The organism is Flavivirga aquimarina, from assembly GCF_030540835.1.
Taxonomy (GTDB): domain Bacteria; phylum Bacteroidota; class Bacteroidia; order Flavobacteriales; family Flavobacteriaceae; genus Flavivirga; species Flavivirga aquimarina.
This window is the reverse complement of sequence record NZ_JAUOEK010000045.1, coordinates 117,392-142,011: the sequence shown is the minus strand read 5'-3', so window position 1 is coordinate 142,011 and position 24,620 is coordinate 117,392. Positions and strand designations below refer to the sequence as shown.

Annotated in this window: 12 protein-coding genes; 6 read left to right on the top strand and 6 right to left on the bottom strand. The window is 32.7% G+C overall.

Annotation, left to right across the window (positions count from 1 at the left end; all coding sequences use genetic code 11):
• Positions 1 to 392: 392 nt before the first annotated feature.
• Positions 393 to 1,982 carry an L-serine ammonia-lyase, iron-sulfur-dependent, subunit alpha gene (locus Q4Q35_RS02795; RefSeq protein WP_303276406.1) on the bottom strand — a complete coding sequence of 530 codons (1,590 nt, stop codon included), beginning with the start codon at positions 1,980 to 1,982 and terminating at the stop codon, positions 393 to 395.
• 166 nt (positions 1,983 to 2,148) lie between these two features.
• On the opposite strand from Q4Q35_RS02795, the gene Q4Q35_RS02790 reads away from it, so the two are divergent.
• The 6 genes from Q4Q35_RS02790 to lacZ all read left to right on the top strand — a co-directional run bounded on the left by Q4Q35_RS02790 (position 2,149) and on the right by lacZ (position 12,919).
• On the top strand, positions 2,149 to 3,024 hold the full coding sequence (locus tag Q4Q35_RS02790) for an AraC family transcriptional regulator (protein WP_303276405.1): 876 nt from the start codon (positions 2,149 to 2,151) through the stop codon (positions 3,022 to 3,024).
• A 23-nt stretch (positions 3,025 to 3,047) separates the two neighbouring features.
• A complete protein-coding gene (locus Q4Q35_RS02785) occupies positions 3,048 to 3,929 on the top strand; it encodes an AraC family transcriptional regulator (protein ID WP_303276404.1) in 882 nt (293 codons plus the stop codon).
• Positions 3,930 to 4,042: 113 nt separating this feature from the next.
• Positions 4,043 to 6,280 carry a S9 family peptidase gene (locus Q4Q35_RS02780; protein WP_303276403.1) on the top strand — a complete coding sequence of 746 codons (2,238 nt, stop codon included), beginning with the start codon at positions 4,043 to 4,045 and terminating at the stop codon, positions 6,278 to 6,280.
• Between the two features lie 13 nt (positions 6,281 to 6,293).
• Positions 6,294 to 7,694: an aminopeptidase P family protein gene (locus tag Q4Q35_RS02775; RefSeq protein ID WP_303276402.1), complete on the top strand. Its 1,401-nt coding sequence runs from the start codon at positions 6,294 to 6,296 to the stop codon at positions 7,692 to 7,694.
• Positions 7,695 to 7,730: 36 nt separating this feature from the next.
• Positions 7,731 to 9,068 carry a Gfo/Idh/MocA family protein gene (locus Q4Q35_RS02770; protein ID WP_303276401.1) on the top strand — a complete coding sequence of 446 codons (1,338 nt, stop codon included), beginning with the start codon at positions 7,731 to 7,733 and terminating at the stop codon, positions 9,066 to 9,068.
• A 653-nt stretch (positions 9,069 to 9,721) separates the two neighbouring features.
• On the top strand, positions 9,722 to 12,919 hold the full coding sequence (gene lacZ, locus Q4Q35_RS02765) for a beta-galactosidase, LacZ type (protein WP_303276400.1): 3,198 nt from the start codon (positions 9,722 to 9,724) through the stop codon (positions 12,917 to 12,919).
• 886 nt (positions 12,920 to 13,805) lie between these two features.
• On the opposite strand, the gene Q4Q35_RS02760 is transcribed toward lacZ, so the two are convergent.
• From Q4Q35_RS02760 to Q4Q35_RS02740, 5 genes are all read right to left on the bottom strand, one after another.
• Positions 13,806 to 14,714 (bottom strand): BT_3987 domain-containing protein, encoded by a 909-nt coding sequence (locus tag Q4Q35_RS02760; protein ID WP_303276399.1) that lies wholly within the window; start codon positions 14,712 to 14,714, stop codon positions 13,806 to 13,808.
• A 22-nt stretch (positions 14,715 to 14,736) separates the two neighbouring features.
• Positions 14,737 to 16,482 (bottom strand): RagB/SusD family nutrient uptake outer membrane protein, encoded by a 1,746-nt coding sequence (locus tag Q4Q35_RS02755; RefSeq protein ID WP_303276398.1) that lies wholly within the window; start codon positions 16,480 to 16,482, stop codon positions 14,737 to 14,739.
• A 28-nt stretch (positions 16,483 to 16,510) separates the two neighbouring features.
• The gene (locus Q4Q35_RS02750) at positions 16,511 to 19,315 is read right to left on the bottom strand and encodes a SusC/RagA family TonB-linked outer membrane protein (protein WP_303276397.1); all 2,805 of its coding nucleotides are present in this window, start codon (positions 19,313 to 19,315) and stop codon (positions 16,511 to 16,513) included.
• A gap of 65 nt (positions 19,316 to 19,380) precedes the next feature.
• Complete coding sequence (locus Q4Q35_RS02745; RefSeq protein WP_303276396.1) at positions 19,381 to 21,300, bottom strand: RagB/SusD family nutrient uptake outer membrane protein; 1,920 nt, start codon at positions 21,298 to 21,300, stop codon at positions 19,381 to 19,383.
• Between the two features lie 19 nt (positions 21,301 to 21,319).
• A complete protein-coding gene (locus Q4Q35_RS02740) occupies positions 21,320 to 24,415 on the bottom strand; it encodes a SusC/RagA family TonB-linked outer membrane protein (protein WP_303276395.1) in 3,096 nt (1,031 codons plus the stop codon).
• Positions 24,416 to 24,620 lie beyond the last annotated feature (205 nt).

Below are 24,620 nucleotides of genomic sequence, written 5' to 3'. Positions count from 1 at the left end.
ACTTCATTGAAAATTGGATGTAAAATCATATTCATAAATTTACTTTAATACGATTAATTAATGTTTAATTAAAAACCGTTCTTTAAGACGTGCTAAACATTCTCTATTATGTATTAAAGCTAAATAGTATTTGTGTGAGATATTCTCTTGCTTATACTTAATTTAAAACCTTAACTAAATAATTATTATTGATTAATATAACTTCTTATCCTAGAATAAATATAATAATGCTGTATTGTAACACTGTGTTAACGTATTATTAAATATGACATAATACTAGGCTGTTATTATTCCAATAATGCCAAATATAATAAATTTTTAATACTTATTAATTATATATTTAAAAGTATTTAATAAATTGCTATTTCGCAGCGTTTTATAAAGTAAAACAATTAGCAATATTTAAAAGCGCCATTTTTTGAATCACCTTTATTTTTGTTTAAAGAATTTTCAATCTTTTTTGCTGTTTTCGTTATGGCAAGTCCGCCCAGTCCTGTACATCTAAGCGTATGAGGAATGGCGTCTCCAACTCTTTTCATGGTTTCAATTACTTCGTCTAAAGGGATTACTTGGTCGTAATTAGACAATGCCATATTTGCGCAAGATATTGCAGTTGAGGTGGCCATAACATTTCTGTTTAAACAGGGGGCTTCAACTCTATCTGCAATGGTGTCGCATATAAGTCCTAACGAACTTTGTAAAGCTATAGAAGCTGCAGAAAGCGATTGGGTTAAAGAGCCTCCTTTTAGGGTTACTACGCCTGCGGCTGCCATGCCGGAAGCAGATCCGCATTCGCCCATGCAACCTCCTACTTCGGCAGAAAAAGTTGCGTGAGCTGTTATAAAAACACCAATGAGTCCTGCGGCTAACATGGCTTGCACTGTTTTTTCTCGAGACAGCCCAAGAGTTGTTGCAGTTCCAATTAGGGTTCCGGGTAAGGCTCCGCATGACCCAGCAGTAGGTGCTGCAACTATAACCCCCATAGAACTTTTAACTTCCATCATTGATGATGTGTACATAATGGAATTATTTAGCACATCTCCGGGTACAAGTTTTTTTTGTTCCATGTTCTTTTTAAAAGAAAGCGATTGACTTCCTAATATACGATCTTCGTAATGTGTTCCCTTTAGCCCAATATTTATGGAGTTTTGCATAATATCTAGAATGTCGCCCATTCTATTCATAACCTCAGTTTTAGAAATATTTCCCCTTTCGCTTTCGTATGCAATTGCGAGTTCCCATAGTTTTAAATCTTTATCCTTATTGTATTTTAGTAATTCTTCTACTGTAATGAATGGAACTTTTAAGTTTTTTCTAGACTTAATGGGGAGTACAGGCCGTAGTATTTTAATGTGTAAAAAGTTTTTCACAACGGCTAATTTCTTTATAAGCTTTTGGTGGTCGGTTTGGTTTGATTGTATTGCAACAAAATCAGAAGGGCCTTTATGTAGGCTTACAAGACCTAAATTTAACTTGGTTATGTAGTTTAGGGTTTCTTTTGTTACCGATTTAAAATAGAGAAGGGTTGTGTGAAAACCGCCCATAATTGATATTGGTGCTTGGTCAATTTCAATAATTTCTATCATACCGCCTCCAGTAGAAATACCAATTACTTGATGGGTTTCAGCTTTGTTTTTTAATGTTATTTTGTAGGTGTTAGGGTGTGTGGCTCCTATAGGATGAATGTCTATTTTTATATTAATACGAGCTTCTTTTGTATGAAATTCGTAATCTTTTAGGCGTTCATCATCTGCATGCCATCCTAATAAACCTCCAAAAAGCCCCATGTCTGATCCCTGTCCGGAATGTGTGGTTGCCAGCGAGCCGTTGGGGTCAAATTCAATGTAAACATCGTCTATATTGCCACTCATTAAATCTCTGCAAATCCTGCCAATTCTTAATGCAGCTGCGCAATGGGAGCTTGAAGGCCCTCTCATTACAGGGCCAATGACGTCATTAAAAATGCTTGGGTATGATTTCATAATAATATATTTACGTTAATACTTTTATTGAATAATAGAAATGTTAAATGGTGTTATTGGACACCAAATTTATATGTTTAGGTAGATTTTTTCGTGTGACATAATAGCTTAAATCAATACTTTTTTCGTAATTTACGACTTTTTAATATATATTTATAAAGTGTGTATGCTAAATTTCGTGAGTTTTAAAGTCCCTTTGTATAAGGATAGCTCGGTTAGAGTTGAAGAGTGGAATGACTCTCAATTCTATAATACTGTTCATTTTCATAAAGAATGTCAGCTTACTTTAATTGTTGAAGGAAGAGGTAAACTTATTGTTGGTACTAACACTTACGATTTTAAACCCGGAGATGTTTATTTATTCGGAAAAAATTTGCCACATGGTTTTAGGAATGATGAAACGTTTGGTGACAACGAAGTAAAGGCACACCATATAAGTGTGTTTTTTAATATGGATGCATATAGCTTTTTATTAAAACAAAACCCAGAGACTAGCATGATAAAGGATTTATTAGCAAAGTCTTTGTTTGGGTTAAAGCTAATTAATATTGATACGAAGTATTTATCAGATACAATGAAAACACTTGCTAGTATGGATGGCTTTGATAAGGTTCTGGAATTATTAAATATACTTGATCTTATTTCTAGAGGTAATCAGCATGATTATCTAACAACGGGCAAAAGTCAAGAGCATAACCGTAATATGCATAATATTGATAAGATTAATGAGATTTTCAAATTCATTAATTCTAATTATGGTACAAAGATATCGTTAGCAAGTATAGCAAATCGTTTTAATATGACTCCTGCTACTTTTGGAAGGTTTTTTAAATTAAGAACCCAAAAAACATTTTCTCAATATTTAATAGAAATAAGAATTTTAAAAGCGTGTGAGTTAATTAGAAGCGGTGCTTATAATACCACAGAAAGTTGTTATAATTCCGGATTTACAAATATCTCTAATTTTCATCGTCATTTTAAAAAGATAATGGGTATGACTCCCACTCAATATAAGTTTAGTGCCACTAAAAGTATTGCTTAGTGAGTCATTTTTTATAGTAAAATATGAATGTACAACAATATAATATCTCACTACCACAACTTAGTATGCCTAAAGTGGAAACATGGGCTATGGATAGTTTTTACGAACCTATTCATTCTCATAGTGAATTTCAAATTACATTAATACAAAAAGGTAGAGGTTCTCTTTTTGTTTCAGATAATGTAGTAGATTTTAAGGAAGGAGATCTGTATTTTTTTGGAAGTAATTTACCTCATGCGTTAAAGGTTTCAGATATTAATAAAAAGGGAGAAACACTTCAACACTGTAAGGCTATTAATCTGTTTTTTGATCAGAATAAAATAAAAGAATCGTTGCGTAGTCTTCCGGAAGCTTCTAGAATAAACAGACTCATTGATTATTCCAATTACGGTATTAAGATTTCAAAAAAAGACGCAAAACATTTAACAGGTTATGTTAAGAAATTGGCAAAGATGAAAGGATTAGAGAAGTTTTTGTTTTTCTTAAAATTCCTAAATGCTGTATCAAAAAACGAAAAAACAGCAGTGTTATCATTAAAAGCGATACCTAAACCTATGGTTGGAGAAGGAGATCCGAAAGTCCGTAAAATCTATGATTTTATTAAAGCAAATTATAAAGAAGAAATTACATTAAAAGCCATATCAAATACGGCAAATATGTCCCCAACGGGATTTTGTAGATTTTTTAAGGCTAAAAGTGGAAAAACATTTTCACAATATCTTACCGAGGTACGAATTGGGAATGCATGTGAATTGTTACATAATAACGACCATAATATTTTTGATTGTTGTTACGGAAGTGGCTTTAATAATCTATCAAATTTTCATAAACATTTTAAAAAACATACAGGGATGTCCCCACATGAATACCGCCATAAGATTAACAATAAAATAGAAATTTGTTAATGTCATTTCAAATTAACAAAAGGTGGTTTAGTATTATTATTTGCTAAAATGAGCAATAAATAGATAAGGGATACTTAGTAATATTGTCTAAGTTACTTATATAAATTTAGAGTATGAGAAGAGGAGTATTAGTGAAAATTATATGTGTTTTACTAGTGTCAATTAGTGGCTTTGCCCAAAAAAACAAACCGCTACAATTAGAAGACATTTATAAAAACAATGTTTTTAAGCAAAAGAGATTTGGTCCTGTTAGGTGGATGAAAGATAATGCTGGTTATTCCACATTAAAAAGAAACACAGAAGTTGGAGGTAAGGATATTGTTAGATATGAAGCCAAGACAGGTAAAAAATCAATCATAGTTTCTGCTTCCAGTTTAGTTCCAAAAGGAGAAACAAAACCTATCATAATTTACGATTATGTATGGTCTGAAGATAATAGTAAACTTTTAATTTTTACTAATACCCGTAAAGTATGGAGGTATCATACGCGTGGTGATTATTGGGTGCTGAATTTAAAAACCAACACTTTAAATCGGTTAGGGAAATCTTTACCGTCATCAACGCTTATGTTTGCTAAATTTTCACCAGACGCTTCTAAAATTGCTTATGTAAGTGATCTTAATATTTATGTTGAAGATTTAAATAAGCATACAATAAAACAAATTACTACCGATGGGGGTGATCATATAATTAATGGCACGTTTGATTGGGTATATGAGGAGGAATTAAGTTGTAGAGATGGTTTTCGTTGGAGTCCTGATGGTGAAAATATTGCCTATTGGCAATCAGACACAAAAGACGTTGGTACATTTTATATGATTAATAATATTGACTCTATTTACTCAAAACCAATTCCGTTGCCATATCCAAAAGTAGGAACAAAATTGTCTGCGGTTAAAGTTGGAGTCATTTCAGCAAACGGTGGAGAGACAAAGTGGTTTAATATCCCCGGTGATCCAAAAAATAATTATCTGGCGCGTATGGATTTTATTCCAAATTCCAACGAAGTTATGATTCAGCAACTTAATCGCCGTCAAAACACAAATAAAATTTGGGTTGGAGACATTTACTCCATGGCTATTAATAATATTTTGGTTGAAAAAGATGATGCTTTTCTTGATGTCCATGATGATATTCGTTGGTTGGAAAATGAACAATATTTTACTTGGTCTAGCGAGCGAGATGGCTGGTTTCATTTATTTAAAGTTTCAAGAGATGGCAAAGAGGTAAAGCCGATTACAAAGGGTGATTTTGATGTTGTAAAAATTAATTGTATCGATCCTAAAGGGGGCTATGTATATTATATAGCTTCTCCTAATAATTTTACACAACGTTATCTATATAGAAGCCGTATTAATGGTAAAGGGGAGGCAGAAAGAATTACACCTGTGTCTAATTCTGGACAAAACGCCTATCAAATATCTGCTAATGCCAAATGGGGAATTCAAGTTTTTCAAAATGCAACAACACCTCCAAAATATGCTTTAGTAAGCCTTCCAAAGCATAAAGAAATACGTGTATTAGAAGCTAATAATGACTTAAAGAAGACATATGATGCTTTAGCGCTTAAGCCAAAAGACTTTATAAAAATCGATATTGGTGATGATGTGTTGGATGCGTGGATGATTAAACCTATTGATTTTGATCCTAATAAAAAATATCCGTTACTATTTTATGTTTATGGAGAACCAGCAGGTTCTACCGTACAAGACAGCTGGAGTGGTGGTGATTTGTGGCATCAATATATGGCACAACAAGGTTATATTGTTATGAGTATTGATAATAGAGGAACAAAAACTCCCAGAGGAAATAAATGGCGTAAATCAATTTACGGACAAATAGGTATACTTGCTTCCGAAGATCAGAGTAAAGCTGCAAAAAAAATATTGAGCACATACAACTTTATAGATCCAGATAGACTAGGTATTTGGGGGTGGAGTGGTGGTGGCCAAATGACACTTAACTGTATGTTTAGGTATCCAGAAATTTATAAATCTGGATTAGCAGTGTCTTTTGTATCAGACCAAAGGTTGTATGATGCGACTTATCAAGAACGCTATATGGGGCTTTTAGAAGATAATGCTAAAGGGTATCACGATGGATCACCAATTAATTTTGCACAGCACTTAGAGGGTAATTTGATGATTATTCATGGAACTGCCGATGACAATGTGCATTATCAAAGTTTCGAAATGCTTGTAAATAAGCTAATAAAACATAATAAGATGTTCGATATGATGTCGTATCCAATGCGGGCACATTCAATTTATGAAAGAGAGAATACATCCTATCATTTGCGTCAAACTATGGAGGCTTTTTGGAAAACAAACTTACCCGCAGGAGGTAGATAGAAAGTAATATTTAATGTTTCTAAAGGAAGAATATATAACTAGAAGAGAAAAACTTAAAAAGTTAATGACTCATGGCTTGATCATTTTTTTTGGAAATGAGGAAAGTAGCATTAATTTTAAAGATAACCATTACCCTTTTAGGCAAGATAGTACATTTTTATACTTCTTTGGTTTAAATGAACCTGGTTTAATAGCGACAATAGATTTGGATACCAATGACGAAATTATATTTGGCGATAATCTTTCTATTGATGACATCGTATTTACGGGACCTGTTGAATCTATTGAAGAACAGGCCCATAATGTAGGTGTTTCCCAAATAAGCCCTTCTTTGGGTATTAATGGTTACGTGGCCGAAGCGATAGCTAAAGGAAAACAAATTCACTTTATATCGCCTTATCGTCCAGATCATGTGTTGAAATTAGCATCAATCCTTAATGTTTCAACGACAGAAGTTAGGGATAAAGAATCGGTAGAATTAATAAAGGCTATAGTAAAATTACGATCAATTAAATCTAGTGAAGAAATTAAAGAAATTGAAAAAGCGGTAAACACTACGGTTAATATGCAATATAAAGCCATGGAAATGGCTACAGAAGGACTTACAGAAGCTAATTTATATGGTGCTGTACAAGATGTTGCATTAGCGAATGGAAATAGTACGTCCTTTCCAACTATAATGACTATTAACGGTCAAATATTGCATAATCACTATCGGGGTAATACGCTTAAAAAAGGAGATATGGTTTTATGTGACTGCGGTGCAGAAACCTATTCTTGTTATGCAGGAGATTTAACAAGGACATTTCCGGTGGATACAAAATTCACTCACAAGCAAAAGGAGATATATGATATTGTTTACGATTCTTATATAACGGCTGTAAATCTTTTAAAACCCGGACAATTATTTAAAAACATTCATCTTGCTTCATGTAAAAAAATAACGGAAGGATTAATGGCATTGGGTATTATGAAAGGTGATGTAGATAAAGCTGTAGAATTAGGTGCCCATACGGTTTTTTTTCAATGTGGTTTAGGCCATATGTTAGGACTTGATGTGCATGATATGGAAAATCTGGGCGAACAGTACGTGGGGTATACAGATACATTAAAACAAAGTACAGCATTTGGATTTAAATCGCTTAGGCTAGGAAAAGTGCTAGAAGAAGGCATGGTATTGACAGTCGAACCGGGTATTTATTTTATTCCGGAACTTATAGCGTTGAGAAAAAGTGAGAACATGTATATGGAGTTTATTGACTATGAGGTATTAGAACACTATAAAGATTTTGGAGGCATACGTATAGAAGATGATTTTTTAATTACAAAAGATGGTTATCGTAAATTAGGAAATAGATTGCCAACAACTTCTAATGAAATTGAGGAATTTAGAAAACATAAAGTTAGGTTTTGAAAATATAGATAAGGATCATAATTAAAATTCGTAAAAATGAAAAGAAGACATTTTATAAGGAATACTGCATTAGCAACATTATTGACACAATTACCGGCATCGGCTGCATCGTCTATGATTTCGGGGAGTAATAAAAAATTAAGAACGGCACATATTGGAGTAGGAGGCATGGGGGCAGAAGATCTTGATGCAATCTCATCACATGATATGGTTGAGGTTATGGCACTTTGTGATGTAGACTCTAATGCTTTAGAAGCAGCAAAAAAACTACACCCAAATGCAAGACTTTTTTCAGATTACAGGGTACTTCTTAAAGAGATGGGTAATGATATTGATGCTGTTATTGTTTCAACACCAGACCATACACATGCTCCTGTATCTATAATGGCTATGGAACTAGGAAAACAAGTGTATTGTCAGAAACCATTAACACACCATGTTTCAGAAGCAAGGGCTATGCAGAAAATAGCAAAAGAGAAAAACTTAGTTACCCAAATGGGAATTCAGGTACATTCTTTTTATGATTATAAATTAGCCACATTGTTAATTCAAGCAGGTATTATAGGAAAAGTTAAAACTGTTAGAGCATGGTCTCCAAAAAATTGGGGATACGACGGACCGGAACCAGTTGGGAGTGATCCTGTACCAGAAAATTTAGACTGGAATTTATGGCTTGGTACTTCGGCTAAAAGACCCTATAAAGAAGGTTTTTATCATCCAGGAAATTGGAGAAAACTTATAGATTACGGTTGTGGAACTTTAGGGGATATGGGAGTACATATTTTTGATACACCATACAATGCTCTGGAATTGAAAGTTCCTAAAACAATTAAAAATAATTGCCGAAAACCTAATGGGTTTGGGTTTCCGGAAAAGAATACAGTAACTTATGTATTTCCCGGTACAAAACATACATCCAAAACCTTAAAATGGGTATGGTATGATGGCGTGGGAGCACCAGAAGCCCATAAAGATTTAAAATTACCAAATGGAGAAAAGCTTCCCGACCAAGGTGCGATGTTTATTGGAGAGAAAGGAAGATTACTATTGCCACATTTTATGAAACTTCCAAAACTGATTGTTGATGGAGCATACAAAGAATTAGATATGTCCTTAGTACCAGATTTAGGAACTCCTATAAGAAATTATGGTGTTGAAGGGAAAAAGCATTACCATCAATTTGTTGATGCTTGTCTTGGAAAAGACACATGTACAGCTCCTTTTTCTTATGCATCTAGCTTAACAGAAACAATTCTTTTAGGGGTTATAGCAAGTAGGTTTCCAAACAAAAAACTTCATTGGGATGATGCTACTGCTAGATTTCGTGAAAAAGAAGCCAATGCATTTTTAGATGGGAATTATAGAGATTTTTAAATTGCACTATTAATCGAAAAGAATTCCTCGAGGCTCTGCCTCGGGGTTTCCGTTGAAATTGTCATTCCCGTGAAAACGGGAATCTAAATACAGAATTTCGGTTTTTGACCTTTTTAGGTCAAAATGAAACCAGCGAAATACCTCTATGTCCCGATAGCTATCGGGACTGCCTCGAGGATAGTTGGTTTCAAGAAATTCTTTGTTTTTAACAAAGAAGAGTGTGTATACATTCTTCTTTGTTTTTTTACTTCACAGAAATTAAAAAATTTCTAAAACAAATTATTTATAAATTATTCACGATATTCAAAGTTATTATTTAGAAAATAAAAGCATTTAGATATAGAAAAGGAATATGACGTTGCTGTACAACTATTATGTTGCATTGGTGGTAGAAAATAACTCTGAAATTAACCCTATAATGTATCAATGGTAAGAGAAACATTAATATCAAACTTATAGTGTTAAGGCAGAAAGTATTGAGAAAGTAGCTTTAAATATTTAGCTTTCTTTATTAGGTGTATATATCTTAGAGTTGCAACATATTTACTCCATTTATGATAAAACAGTTTCTTTTGTTTCTTATAAATTTGAAGATGGTTAAAAATTTTATTTTTCAACCATATAAGTCAATATAAAAATAAATAATCTTATAAATGAATAAGTACTCTTATCTAATAATAATTTGTCTTGTTGTTCTATCTTGTAATAACGTTAACCAAAAGCCTATATATTTTGCCGAAAAATGGGAAAATCCAGAATGGGAAAACCCTGAGATTTTTCAAATTAATAGAGAAGAGCCAACCGCTTCTTTTTATAAATATTCAACGGTAGATGATGCCTTGAAAAATGAAAGCTGGAATAATTCTACATTGTATCATTCTTTAAACGGCCAATGGAATTTTTATTATGCTGATAGCGTTTCTGCACGTCCAACAGATTTTTATAAAACCGATTTCAATATAAAAAACTGGGATACAATTAATGTGCCCTCAAACTGGGAAATGCAAGGTTTTGGTATACCGGTTTATATCAATAGGATTTATATTTTTCCTGCAAACCCTCCATTTATACCACATAATATTAATAATGTAGGGAGCTATAAAAGAGACTTTGAGATTTCGGAAGATTGGGATGGTAAAGATATTTATCTTCATTTTGCGGGTGTAAGTGGTGCTATGTATGTGTGGGTGAACGGGCAAAAAGTAGGGTACAATGAAGGTAGTAAAACACCTGCCGAGTTTAATATAACCGATTTTGTAAAAACTGGAAAAAACAGCGTATCTGTTCAAGTACTACGTTGGTCTGATGCCAGTTATATGGAAGATCAAGATTTTTGGAGATTGAGTGGTATTGATCGTGATGTGTATGTATACGCATCAAATAAAATTACTGTTAGAGATTTTAGGATTATTGCCGATTTAGAAAACAATTATACTGATGGTGTATTTAATGCCAGTTTGCAAGTCGATAATAATACTAAAAGTGAAGCCGAAAATTCTATTGAGTTAAAATTAATGGATGGGGCAGAAGTTGTTTATACAGAATCGAAAACCGTTAAGCTAAAAGAAGGCAGGACTACGGTTGATTTTGCACAGACTATAAATAATGTTAAAACTTGGAATGCAGAAAAACCAAATTTATACACATTACTTATTCATTTAAAAGATAGAGAGAATCAAACAATAGAAGCAACGTCGATTAAAGTTGGTTTTAGAAATATTAAAATTGAAAACAATCAGTTTTTAGTAAATGGAAGGCCAGTACTTTTAAAAGGCGCTAATCTTCACGATCATAGCGATACAGAAGGGCATACTGTATCTGAAGCGCTTACTTTAAAAGATTTACAGGTTATGAAACAAAATAACCTAAATGCTATACGTTGTAGTCATTATCCAAAAGACCCACATTTTTACAGAATGTGCGATACATATGGGTTTTATGTAGTTGATGAGGCTAATATAGAAACCCATGGTATGGGAACAACCAACCAAGGTTTAGATAAAAACAAAAAAGGGCAAGCTGTACATCCTGCTTATTTACCACAGTGGAAAGCCATGCATATGGATAGAACGGTTAGAATGTTTGAACGTGATAAAAATTTCCCATGTATAGTAACATGGTCACTTGGAAATGAAGCTGGAAATGGCGAGAACTTTTTTGCAACCTATAAATGGTTAAAAGACAATGATACGACGAGACCAACACAATACGAAGGAGCAACAAATTACGCGAATACAGATATTCAGGCACCCATGTATTGGACTATTGAAAAAATGATAGAATATGCCGAGAACAATCCCAATCGTCCGTTAATTCAGTGTGAATATGCGCATGCTATGGGAAATAGTACGGGGAACTTACAAAAATACTGGGATGTTATTGAATCGTATGATATTATGCAAGGAGGTTTTATTTGGGATTGGGTAGACCAGGGTATATTAACTAAAAATGAAGCGGGAGAACCTTTTTGGGCTTATGGTGGTGATTTAGGGGGTGACGTTTTTCGTAATGATGTAAACTTTTGTTTAAACGGTATTGTAAACCCAGATAGAACGGCACACCCTGCATTATATGAGGTTAAAAAAGTATACCAATACGTAAAATTTAAAGCTTCAAATTTGAAAGCTGGTGAAATTGAAATAAAAAATATCTATGATTTTACTAATTTAAAGGATTACGATTTTAAATGGACGTTGCTAGAAGATGGTATAGAAAAAACAACCGGTACATTAGCACAGCTAGATATTGAACCATATCAAACCAAAAAAGTAAAAATAAATTTACCGTATTTAGAAAAGCCAAAAGCAGAATATCATTTAAATATCTATGCTTTAAATAAGAAAGAAACAGCTTTATTACCATTAAATCATGTTGTAGCCTTTGAGCAATTTCAGTTAAATGAAACTCATTTTAATACTAAGTTATCAAAATCTAATGAAGCTATTTCGGTAGAAAAAGATGGAGATCTTACTAAAATTTATAGTGCCAATTTTGAGTTGAAATTGGATGTTAAAACAGGTAAAATAACGTCTTTAAATTATGGTAATGGAAATATTTTAATTGAAAGTGTCACACCTAATTTTTGGAGAGCGGTGACTGATAATGATTTTGGAGCCAAATCACCAGAAAAATTAAACGTTTGGAAAGAAACGACTAAAAATCAATCTGTTAATGCTGTTAAATTATATAACAACTTAAAAGAGCTACCAGTTTCAGAAAATTCGAAAGTAACTGGAGACATTCGTATTCAGACCATTTTTGATTTAACTTCGGTTAAAGGACAACTAGCTATTGAATATATTATAAATTCTTCTGGTGAGATTATGGTGAAGAATAAATTAAATAATCTAAGCTCTGAATTACCACACTTACCTAGGTTTGGAAATAATGTCATTATAAAAAAGGAATATCAAAATATAGAATGGTTTGGTAGAGGGCCTCACGAAAATTATAACGATAGAAATACAGCTGCATTAGTTGGTGTCTATAAGTCGTCTGTTGCAGATTTGTATTACCCATATATTCGTCCACAAGAAAATGGCTATAAAACAGATGTACGTTGGTTTACATGTACAAATAGCGAAGGTAAAGGCATTAAAATTGAGGGAACTCAATTACTGGGTTTTAGTGCACACCACCAATACAATGATGATTTTGATGCAGGAAAAACAAAGCAACAACGTCATACAACAGATATTCCTCAAAGAGATTTTGTAAGCATTAATGTTGATTACAAGCAAACAGGAATTGGAGGGGATAACAGTTGGAGTAAAAAAGCTTTGGCACATAAAGAGTTTAGAATACTACCAGCAGATTTAGAATATTCATATAAAATAATTCCTTTGAAATAATAAATAAATTAGACTTAAAATAATTTATAAAATAGAACCAAGAGTGCTAATAATTGGTGATTCTATTTCTATTGGATATATTCCATTTGTAAAAGAAAGTTTAAAAGAACAGGCAATTACAAGATACTAGAAAACGGATTAGAAAAAATTGAAAAGTGGCTCAGAGAGGTGGTCATTGGGATATTATACAAATTAAAGGAATTAGCCAAGTTAATAACAACGTTCCTAATGGGAATGTTATAAGATCATTTCACCGTTTCATTAGAAAATGAAATGGATGCCTAAGAGTTTCTTAAAGACTCTGTATAGGGGGGAAGAGGACGTTAAAACCCAATACTTTTATAATTAAATGACGCCCAAAAACATTGTTATGACACAAAACGGATAATCAGAATAATTAATAATATTTCGATAGACTGACTTTGGTTTTGCTCCGAAATCGTTCATCTATCTTTTAAATTTAAACTAAGCAAAAATGATTTCTGTCGAATGAAGAAAGTTACATAGATTCGTTTGATGAACCTGAAAGTTTGCGTCGTGTTACATACACCAATATAAAGTAATAAGCATTATAAAAACAGAATTCGTGTGAATTCGAGAAACCTGCCAGCCGGCAGGCTGGTTCACGTCAAAGGTTTTTAAAAACTGAAAACGAATTGTATATATGTAGTTAGTTAAGTTATCAATTTAAATTTTGATTGGATATTTGAATTGAAGCTAGTTTTAGTTTGGTTAAAAAGTTATAAAACCATTAAAACTAAAAGGAGAGAAGTTGTATAAAATAAATTTCTATTATTATTTCAAAAAAAAGCCTCTCATTAAGTTTTGAGCTTAAACTTTATGAAAGGCATGAGAGGCTTTTTAATTATGGCTAAAACAAAATTAATTACAAATCAAACTGGTTTACACCATCAACAATTCTATTTCTAAACTCTAAGACATCAGTTGCCGTATAGCTTGTACCATTAAAGTCAAAAGAGTAATTAAGAGTAACTTCTCTTGTTAATGGATCGTAGAACGAACCTCCATTATCTACAACAGCTACACCACCAGTTGCAGTTTCAATAGTTATTGTGTTATCATCAGCAATAATAACATTCAATTTTTTATCGGCTCCTCTTAAATCAGCAAGACCGCTACATACTAGTGTATTTGGAGATTCCATTGTTAATTCTAAAATATCAGTAATACCAGCTGGGTAGACAAAAGTTTGATTTAAAGTTCCTGTTTTAATAACCTGCCCTTTTTGAACATAATTACCATACAACTGATTAATGTAAGTAAACGTAATCATTGACCTCTGTAAATCTGATAGAATAGAGTCTGCTTTAACAACATTCTCTAATTGAAAACCTAGTGCATAATTATTACCTAAAGATACTGGGTCTGCAAGAAAATTAATAGAGTCTGCTTTTACATAAACAAACCCTTGAGTTTTACCCGCAGGAATAACTATTTTGTTATTTGCTGGGTTACCTTCACTATCCACTAACTCATAATAATCTGTAGGTAAAATGGTAAGACCAGCATTGTTTACAACAGAATCAACTAGTGAAAAAGTAACCTCCACATTCTCAGTATTAGAAAGTCTTCCACCTAATACAACACCAACACCAATTTGCATACCTTCTCCCATTATAAAAGATCTATCAATTTGAGTATGAGGCAAATATACAGATGTGAATTCGAATTCATTTTCAACAAAATCGTCATAAGAACATGAAGCTGTACTTATAACTATAGCTAAGAAAAGAACTAAGGATTGTACAATAACTTTTAATTTATTTTTTTTCATAATCTTTAATATTTGTTTTTGTTTACCAACCTTGGTTTTGCTTTAAATTTTTATTTAATTGTAACTCATCGTATGGTAATGGTAAATAATAATTTTTAGTTTCGTAATTTCTTCTTTCTACTTCTATATTGTTATATGAAAATGAATCATCTGGGTTTTTAGTAATCTTAACACCATTTAGATTTTCAATATTTGTTATGTCTTTCCATCTTCTTAAGTCATGAAATCTTTCTCCTGTAAAACATAATTCTATACGTCTTTCATTTTTAACTAAATTTCTAAAATCAGATTGATTCATTGAAGCTTCATCTAAATAAGGGTCTGAAAATAAGCTAGCTCTTTGTCTAACTCTAGCTAGTACGTCTTTAGCAGAAAAATTAAAACCAGTTGGGGGAGTAGCATCAGGTCCAGAAACTTCATTTAACGCTTCTGCGTAGCTTAAATAAATATCTGTAAGTCCTAATTGTACATATACTTTAGGGAGCGTAGTCACTCTATTCTCTTCTGAAGGATTAAAATTTAAATTATTTAAAAACTTTTTTAAATAATATCCAGTTCTTGTCCCTTCATTAGGAATAAAACCACCAAAATTATCTAAACCACCCTGAAAAGTTTCTATTGGATCATAATTGTTGCATGTTGCAGAAGTAAAACATTGGTCACCATTATAAAAGAAAAATTTATAGAATCTAGCATCTCTTGATGTATATGGTTCGTTAGCATCATAAGAACTAGAAGCATTATTTATTGGGTAACCATTTGCATCAGGAAAAGCATCAATTAAATTTTGTGATGGATTTACTTCTCCTTGACCATATAATGTTGGGGGATATAAACGATTTTCAAGACTATTATCATTTCTAGAATTACGCATTCTCCAAATATGATCTGGATTGTTTTCTCTGTCAAAATCATAAGCTTGTAATGATCTTAAACCACCGTTTAGTTCGATAACTTCATGAGCTAAATTTGCTGCTAATTCCCATTTAGTAAGATCATTTGTAGGGTTAAATGCTGGACTTGCAGCAAATAGTGCTAATTTAGCTTTTAATGCATAAGCAGCTAAACCACTTGCTCTTCCCGTTTCGGCAGCAGCTGTTCCTAAATTAGTACCAGCATCGGTGTCTTCAGTACCTGTATATATAAGAGGTAGATTATCAATTGCCACATCTAAATCTGCCATAATTTGATCTACACATTCATCAAAAGTATTTCTGCTTAAAGTAGCATAAGCATCATTTTCTAAAATGCCATCTACTATAGGGAAACCTAGCATATTTCCACTTTCGTCTGGACCTCCAAACACTTTAAGTAATTCCCATTCTGCCCAGGCTTTTAAAAAGTGTGCTTCACCATAATATCTTTGTACTATTGCATCACTTAAGTCTGCACTACCCTCAGAAGGTAAATAGGGTAAACCTGTGTTATGGACCAAATCTATATATTGATATACAACTCTTATGTTATTATATGATTGTTGCCACACATAGCTTAAAGGATTACTTGTAGGTCCCCAATAGCCAGTTGCCAAATTTGTTTCTGATGAGTTTAATACGCTATTGTCTGTGAGGTATTCTATTCCAAAATCCGTAAAATACCGAAATGAGTAGTCTCTATATATGTCATCTATGAGAGCTCTAGATTTTCTTCCAGAGTCTAAAACTTCTTCTTCATGTGTATATTGTAATTCCTCATCAAAGAAGCTACTACATCCAGAAAGACATAATACTAAGATAATAATTGTTAATACTTTATTAGTTAATTTCATCTTTTTATATTTTTTTGCCATTTACTTATTAAAAATCCATAGAAAAACCTAAGACGAAACTCTTCATCATAGGATATTCAGAAACTCCAGCCGATAGATCTTCTATATCTAAATCATCGAACTTACTAAACAATGCTAAATTACTACCTCTTAAAAATAGTTTTACATTAGAAAATATACTTTTGTCCATTAAGTTTTTTGGCAAGGTATACCCTAATTCTAAGTTAGAAATTCTAAAATAACTTCCGTCTACTAACCAATAGTCAGAATTTACATAATTATTAATACTTTGTGTTGTACTAAGCCTAGGGTTAGCGTTGCCATTAGGAAGGTTACTATCAACACTTGCAAAATAAGTTCCTAAACCATAATGTGTATAATAAGATCTTCCAGATAAACTAACATCATAACCACCAACACCCATGCCTACAACATCTAAATTAAACCCTTTATATTCAAAGCCTAAATTTACTCCATAATTAAATCTTGGAGTTGTATTTCCAACAGCTCTTCTATCTCTAGAATCAATAACATTATCACCATTTAGATCTACATATTTAATATCTCCAATTTGTACATCACCAAATTGAGGTAGTGCACTACCTATATTCTCTGCTGTAAATAAACCGTCACTAACATAGCCTATGAAATTATCTTCAGGGTCTCCTTGTTGCAGTCTATATTCATCTGGATATGGTATTTCTGCAATTGTTTCTCCTGTAATTTTGTTATAGCCTGCATTTACATTCAAATAATATTTAAAATCTCCAATATTATCGTTAAACATCAAGTTTGCATTAAAACCTTGATTGTTTCTTTTTGTAAAATTCATTTGTGGTAAAAAAGCATCACCTCCTAAGGCATCTGCAAATAATGCACTAGCTTTCGTTACTTGATTATTAATATCAATATTAAAATAATTTACCTCTAAACTTAATTTTTTAAGCATACTTAATTGAACACCAGCAAAGAATTGATCATAGACAATCCAGTCTATAGCGTCATTTGCTATATTGCCTATTCTATAACCAAAATCTAGTGTTTGAGTTGTGTTTGCATTACCAAGATAAATAGTATTGTTATTTAAACCACCTGACCATGTATTTAAATAATAAAACGTTTCGGCAGTATATTCTGTTCCTATTTCTCCATAAGAAGCTCTAAATTTTAGAAAATCAATAGTTTTACTATTTTTTAGAAAATTTTCGTTTGAAGCTACCCAAGCTATGCCAGCTGTAGGAAAAAAACTAGTCCTATTATTTCCAATAAATTTACTACTACTACTTGTATTTAAGTTAGCATAAAACATGTACTTGTCTTTAAGTGCATAAGATGCATTTAAATTAAAAGTTAGGTTACGATTATCTGGCTGTGAAGCGTTTATATTAGGTTCATAAAATAAAAAATGATTTAAGTTTAAGTCTAATGTAGATTGATTCATTTTTTTGGAGTAATTTAAATACCCTCCATAAGTAAATGTTTTTCGTATATCTGCATCTGCACCTGATCTACCTACAGTAAGATCTAAAGCATCAAAGGTTTGAACTTTTAATGCTAAAGAATCTTGACCATCACTATCCTGTAAATTTTCTATTGTATATAACCCTGGTCTATTATTAGTGAAAAGTGCTTTTCCATTAGAAGTTCTTATCATACCATGAGTGCTGTATCTAAGGCCAGGAATATACTTATTTAGATTAACATCTATACCGATATTAAACACTAAGGCGGCATCGTATTCAGTATAAATACCACCTGCTTCTAGTTCAGATAATAAGTTAGATCTAAATTGATTGTTTACTACATAAGCAGTATCTCCAACTTTTAAAGGAAAAGCATTTGCCGGTGTATTACTAATCAAGCTAAAAGTATCATTTGGTCCAATTACAGGTCTTTTGTTTTCTCTAAATTTACCATAGATACTAGCACGAGCCTCAATTATATCACTAACTTTAGCGTTTATTTTTGTTCTAAAAGTAATATTTCTTCCGTCTATTTTTCCTTCATCAACATTTTCAAGACCTTCCCAATCTGAATATGCAACAAAAGCACTATAAGCCACATTGTCTTGTCCACCATATACATTAAGGGAGGCATAATTAGATATTGATGTTCCAGCCAAATATGCTTCTTGACGATCTACATTAGGAAATCTTATAGGATCTGATCCATTATTGTAAGCAGCTATAGCTTCAGGGCTATATATATCTCCAAATCCATCATTGTTTGAAGCTTGATTTATTACTGTAGCGTATTCTGATGCTGATAGTAATCTAGGTAAGCGTGTAGCTGAATTTAACGCACTGTGATAATTAACCTCAACTGTTGGCTTTCCTAGTTTACCACCTTTAGTAACAATATAAATAAGGCCATTATCTCCTAAATTCCCAAGTATAGAATTAAACGTTGCATCTGTAAAGACTATAACCTCTTCAACTTCCCTTAAATCCACTTGTAAACCGACTGGGTATCCATCAACTAAAACTGTTGGTGAACCACCATTTAAACTAATTGAATATCCATCTGCACCAGGAGTATTACTGGTTCTAGTTACTCTTAAACCAGGCACTCTTCCTCTTAAGGCATTATACACATGGTCTCCAGGTGTCTGTCTTAGTACATCTCCTGATATTCTGAACACAGGAGCTGTAGTTTTGCTTAAATTGAAAATTCCAAACGGTGTAGTCAGAATCTCGTCGTTGCTTTTTGGTAATGAATCCTGAACAGCTAAAGCATTTAATGATGTGTTGTTTTGAGCAACACAAATATTAATGACTAGCATATTAAGTAAGCAGAAAATAAAAATTTTGATTTCTGTTATGGTTAGTTTCATTTGTTTGTTTTTATAATTTTTAGTTTAGTATATCTAGATTATATTTATGAAAATACAATTACATTTTACCAACCTTCGGTTTGATTAAAAGATGGTGATGCTATATTTTCTGAAGATGGAATTGGCCACCAATAATTTTTATCAGTAAACGTTTTTTCAAGATCTATTTGTTCAACATCCTCATAACTAAATCCTGTTGGATAAAGGGCAGACTCACCACCTTGCCAACGCATAAACAAATATTTTACTTTTCTGTTTTCATCTAAATGTGCAATTTTCCATCGTCTCATATCATCATATCTAAAGCCTTCAAAGCATAATTCTACAGCACGTTCATTTCTAATACGCTCTCTCAATAGTTCTTTAGACCCTGCATACATGGCATTAACGTTAGGCATTCCTACTCTATTTCGTATTTTATTAACCGCATCAAGAGCTGTTAATGTACTTCCTGGGGCTGTTCCACTTGGGCCATAGGCTTCATTTGCAGCTTCAGCATAATTTAAATACACTTCTGCCATTCTAAATACAATAGTATTTACATGAAAATCTAATTGACCTCTACTACCTCCCGTTAAATAATATCCATTTGGTACCCATTTTCGTATGCGATAGCCCGTGTGATTCCTAACTTCCCATAATCTATTAGCAGGTGTGGCTGGGTCATGTAAATCTAATCCAAGAACCCCATTTTCATTTATTCGAGCTAAGTCAGCAACATTTGTAGGGTTTTTAGGTCCAGATGTTGTATGTATCCAAGGCACTCCATGAAATAATATATTATTGTAAAACCTAGGGTCTCTATTTATAAAAGGTTCTTGAGGGTTATAAGAAGGATCATCTTCAATAGCTAAACCATTTTTAGTTTCATATTTAGCAACAATGTTAGCTGTAGCTCCAACATTCATAGGTCTACTATTACCTTTGGCTATATCAAAACCAACAGTTAAATACAATCTAGGTAAAGGATTTGTGGCATTACCACCTCCAGCAGTACGTTCAATACTTTCCATAAAAATAACTTCGTTAGGAAATACTTTGGACCGACCTGGGCCGTTAAAAATACTTCTATAGGGTAATAATTCTTCGGCTTCTGATACGAAAAGATCAGCACCATTATGATCCACATCCATATTAATAGCATTAGAGGCATCTGCTAATTCATATAATCCATTTGCATTTGCATAATTAATTAAATCTGAAGCAGCTGTGGCAGCATTAACCCATGCTTGCTGATCGTTATTAGTGTTTACAAGTGGGCTGGCTGCAAAGAGTGTAACTCTAGATTTTAATGCTAAAGCAAACCCTTTAGTTGGTCTTCCTACATTTTCAGACTCCCATCTTACAGGTAATAAATCAAAAGCAATATCTAGGTCTTCTATAATATCTGCTAAATTACTAGCATAACTTTCTCGTTCTCTATCAAAAGATTCATTTAGATTTAAATTTTCTTTTAAATAAATAAGACCACCATGGCGTTTAGTCATTAAATGATAATAGTATGCTCTTAGTAAATAAGCCTGCCCTTTTAAACGATCAATTTCCTCTTCGGTACCGTTATTAATTTTATCAACATTTGCAAGAAAAGTGTTTACAGTATTGATACCTTTCCACGATTCAGTATATCTAGAAACAAATTGAGGTGTTGTAAATGAATTGATTGCAGGATTGCGATTCATTAAACCTAAATAGTCTGAATTTTTATATGAGTTATAAATTGTAGGAACACTACTATCCATCCTTCCAGGGTAGCCTTCGTCAGACATTACCATTGCAGGTAATATATCAGGATTAGAACCTATTGCCGATACTTCGGTTACCATCCTTGTGTAAATACCATCTAAGAAGTCACTTGCCAAACGAATATCAGAAAAAACATCGTTCTGGTCTAAAGCTTCAAATTGTTGTTGCTCGTCTAAATATTCTTCACAGCTAAAAAACAAAATAGCTATGGTTAAAACATATAAATATTTTTTATTTTTCATAATTCTTTGTTTTTAATTTTTAAAAAGTAATATCTAAACCTAAATTAAACCTGGTTAATGTAGGGTAAGCTCCTGGTTTGTTTCCTTCAGGATCTGCATAACCTAAATCTGAAATAGTAAGAAGGTTACTACCGCTAACGTAGACTTTTAAAGCGCTAATCCCGATTTCACTTTCGCTCATATCAAAATTATAACCTATATTCACGTTTCTTAATTTAATATAATCTAAATCAACAACTCTATCTGTAGTAGCAACCAGAGTATTAGGATTATTACTACCTATATGTACTGCAGGGAATTCTGCATTAGGATTATCTGGTGTCCAATAATCTAAATGATCAATACGTCCTGCCGCTGCGGTTCCTGGTAATGAATAATATAAACTAGAATTGGCAAGACCTTTATGCCCTTCTATACCATTAATTAAAGCACTAAAAGACCATGCTTTATAGGATGCATTTAGCCTTAAACTATAACTATGTTTAGGTGCTTTTGGTAAATCAAATCTTATCATGTCTTCATCACTAGCACCTATTACAGTACCGTTAGCATTGTAATCTATATATCTTAAGTCTCCCAATCCAGGAGCGCCTGCATAGGTAGGATAATTTAATAATTCATCTATATTTTGAAAATAACCATCTGTTTGTAATAAAGCTGTAGTTCCACTAGGTTTACCTGCTACTGTGGTATATTGAGGTGTTCCAGGTCCATCAGCTGGACTAAAAATAACACGGTTTTCATAAAATGCGTAAAATCCATTTATAGAATAAGACAACCCACCAGCTGTTCTGTTTTTATAAGTTAGAGATAGCTCGTAACCTTTTCTATCTGTAGCCCCTAAATTAGCAAAAGGTAATTCAACAACAGAACCTAAGAAAATTGGAGAGGTGGCATTTGTAGGTCTAGCAATTGAGCCTTCTCGCTGTTCTCTAAAAAAATCAACACTACCAGATATTTTATTGTTTAAAAAACCAAAATCAACTCCAATATTCTTTTTAATAACTGTAGCCCATGTTAAATTTTCATTACCTAATTGCTTTATTTCAATAACATCAATTTCTTGAGTCTCACCTTCACCAAAAAAGAATCTTTGATTTGCTCTTGTATCAGTATTACCACTTGTATAGCCAAAGAATGTTAAATATTGCCAACGGTATAGTACATTGTTAACTTTTAAACCAGATTTATCTCCAGTTTCACCATAAGAGGCTCTAATTTTAAAATTATTAAGTTCTGGAATAATATTATTTACAAACTTTAGTTTAGCTAAATTAATTCCTCCGGAAATAGATGGAAAAAATTTAAAACGCTTCCCTGTAAAAAAAGTTTCATCGCCATTATATGCTCCTGCAACTTCTAAAAAATACTTGGAATCAAAGTCATAAGTAAGACGGCTTACATAATCTTCATTAAAAAAGGGAAATTGAGTTCCATTAATTCTTTTATTACGGCTAAAAAGTACAGTTCCTGTTACATTATGTTTTCCAAAAGAACGGCCATAGTTTAGTTGTGTTTTGAAATAAGATATCTCATCTGTACCGCTTGTTGCTTCATTTCCTATATTAAAATCGAATGGACGTTCGTAATCTGGACTTTCAAAAGAGTCCCATGTACCATCACGCAATAAATCATGTCTATCTGGCCTTACTTCTAGAGAGGAGTCAAAATTAATTATTTGCCTTGTTGTATAGTTGCTTACATAGTTATATTTAACACTAGCAGTTAACCCCTCTGTAATAAAATCTAAATCTTGTTGCAGTTCTAAATCTATATTAAAAATAGTTTTAGTACGTCTAGATGCTCCATTAACATCGCTACCTATTTGACTTGTAATAGGGAATCTAATTTCTTCCACCCCTGGGAAAAAAGGATCTGGGTATTTTTCTAAGGCTTCTGCAGGATAAAAAGGGATTGTACCTGGGGCATTTGTGAAATATCCTAAAAAGTTATTATTATCATTATCTTCACCAGTTCCAGCTTTGTTTCTATCTTCTATACGACTACTAATACTTGTTATTAATCGTGTTGATTTAGATAAGGTAAAATCTAAATTCCCTCTGAATGAGTACCTCTTAAATTTAAACTCAGGATCGTAATTAAAAAATTTTCTTGAAGCCGTAATGTCACCTTCTTGTAAATACCCAGCAGAAGCATAATATTTTACAAAATCGGACCCTCCTCTAACAGATACAGTTTGATTAAAACTAGTAGCAAAATCTTCGGTTGCAAAATCTACCCAGTCGGTATCTGGATAGAGGTATGGTAAATTTCCATCTCTCCAATGATTTAAATCTTCTTGAGAATTAAATCCATTACCGAAATCTGCATCATTATACAGAGCAACATTACGAAGACTTTCAGCTTCATAAGCATTTAAAGAATCATATCTGTCTGGGTATGTTTTTACAGAATACTGACTAGAAAAACTTACTTTAGGCTTTCCTATTTTACCTCGTTTAGTTGTTATAATAATAACCCCATTTGCACCTCTAATACCGTAAACAGCTGTTGCCGACCCATCTTTTAAAATACTAATAGTTTCTACATCTCTTGGGTCAATATTGGAAAACCCACCAACAACTTCAACACCATCAACCAATATTAAAGGTTCTGCAACACCACGAATAAAAATATCTCCATCATCATTTCCTGGTTCTCCTGACTCCTGAACTATAAGAAGCCCTGGTGAAATACCACTTAAAGCGTTAGTTACATTTGGAGTTCCCGTTTCTAATAACTCAGCCCCTTTTACTTGCCCAATAGATCCTACGACGCTTTCTTTCTTTTGTTCTCCATAACCTACAATTACAATTTCGTCTAATTCAGAAAGATTTTCTTTCATTGAGACACTTACATTTTGTTGAGAATCAATTGTAACCTCTTGGTTAATGTAACCTATATAAGAAAACTGTAGGACGTCTCCTTGTTTGGCCTTGATTCTAAATTTTCCGTCAAAATCTGTAACAGCACCTGTTTGAGTGTCTTTAATAATAACATTGACACCTGCTAGCGGTAATCCTGATCCATCCATCACTATACCAGTAACGGTCTGCGACCAAGCCGAAACAAGACTAAAACAGCATAGAAAAAGTGTAATTAACTTTAATTTCATAATTTAATTTAGTTTGTTGATTGTTTAGTTTTTATTCAATCCTGACTAAGAGTAATTTAATCAGGGTGTTATATGGACAAATTTAAAAGGTTTAGATGTTCTGGTTTTCTCAATTAAGGGGTTAAAATGTTACCAGAACGTTAATAAATCTTGTTAAATGTCTTGTAGTCAGTTTTTTATAAATAGCAGTAGAATTGTTTAAAAA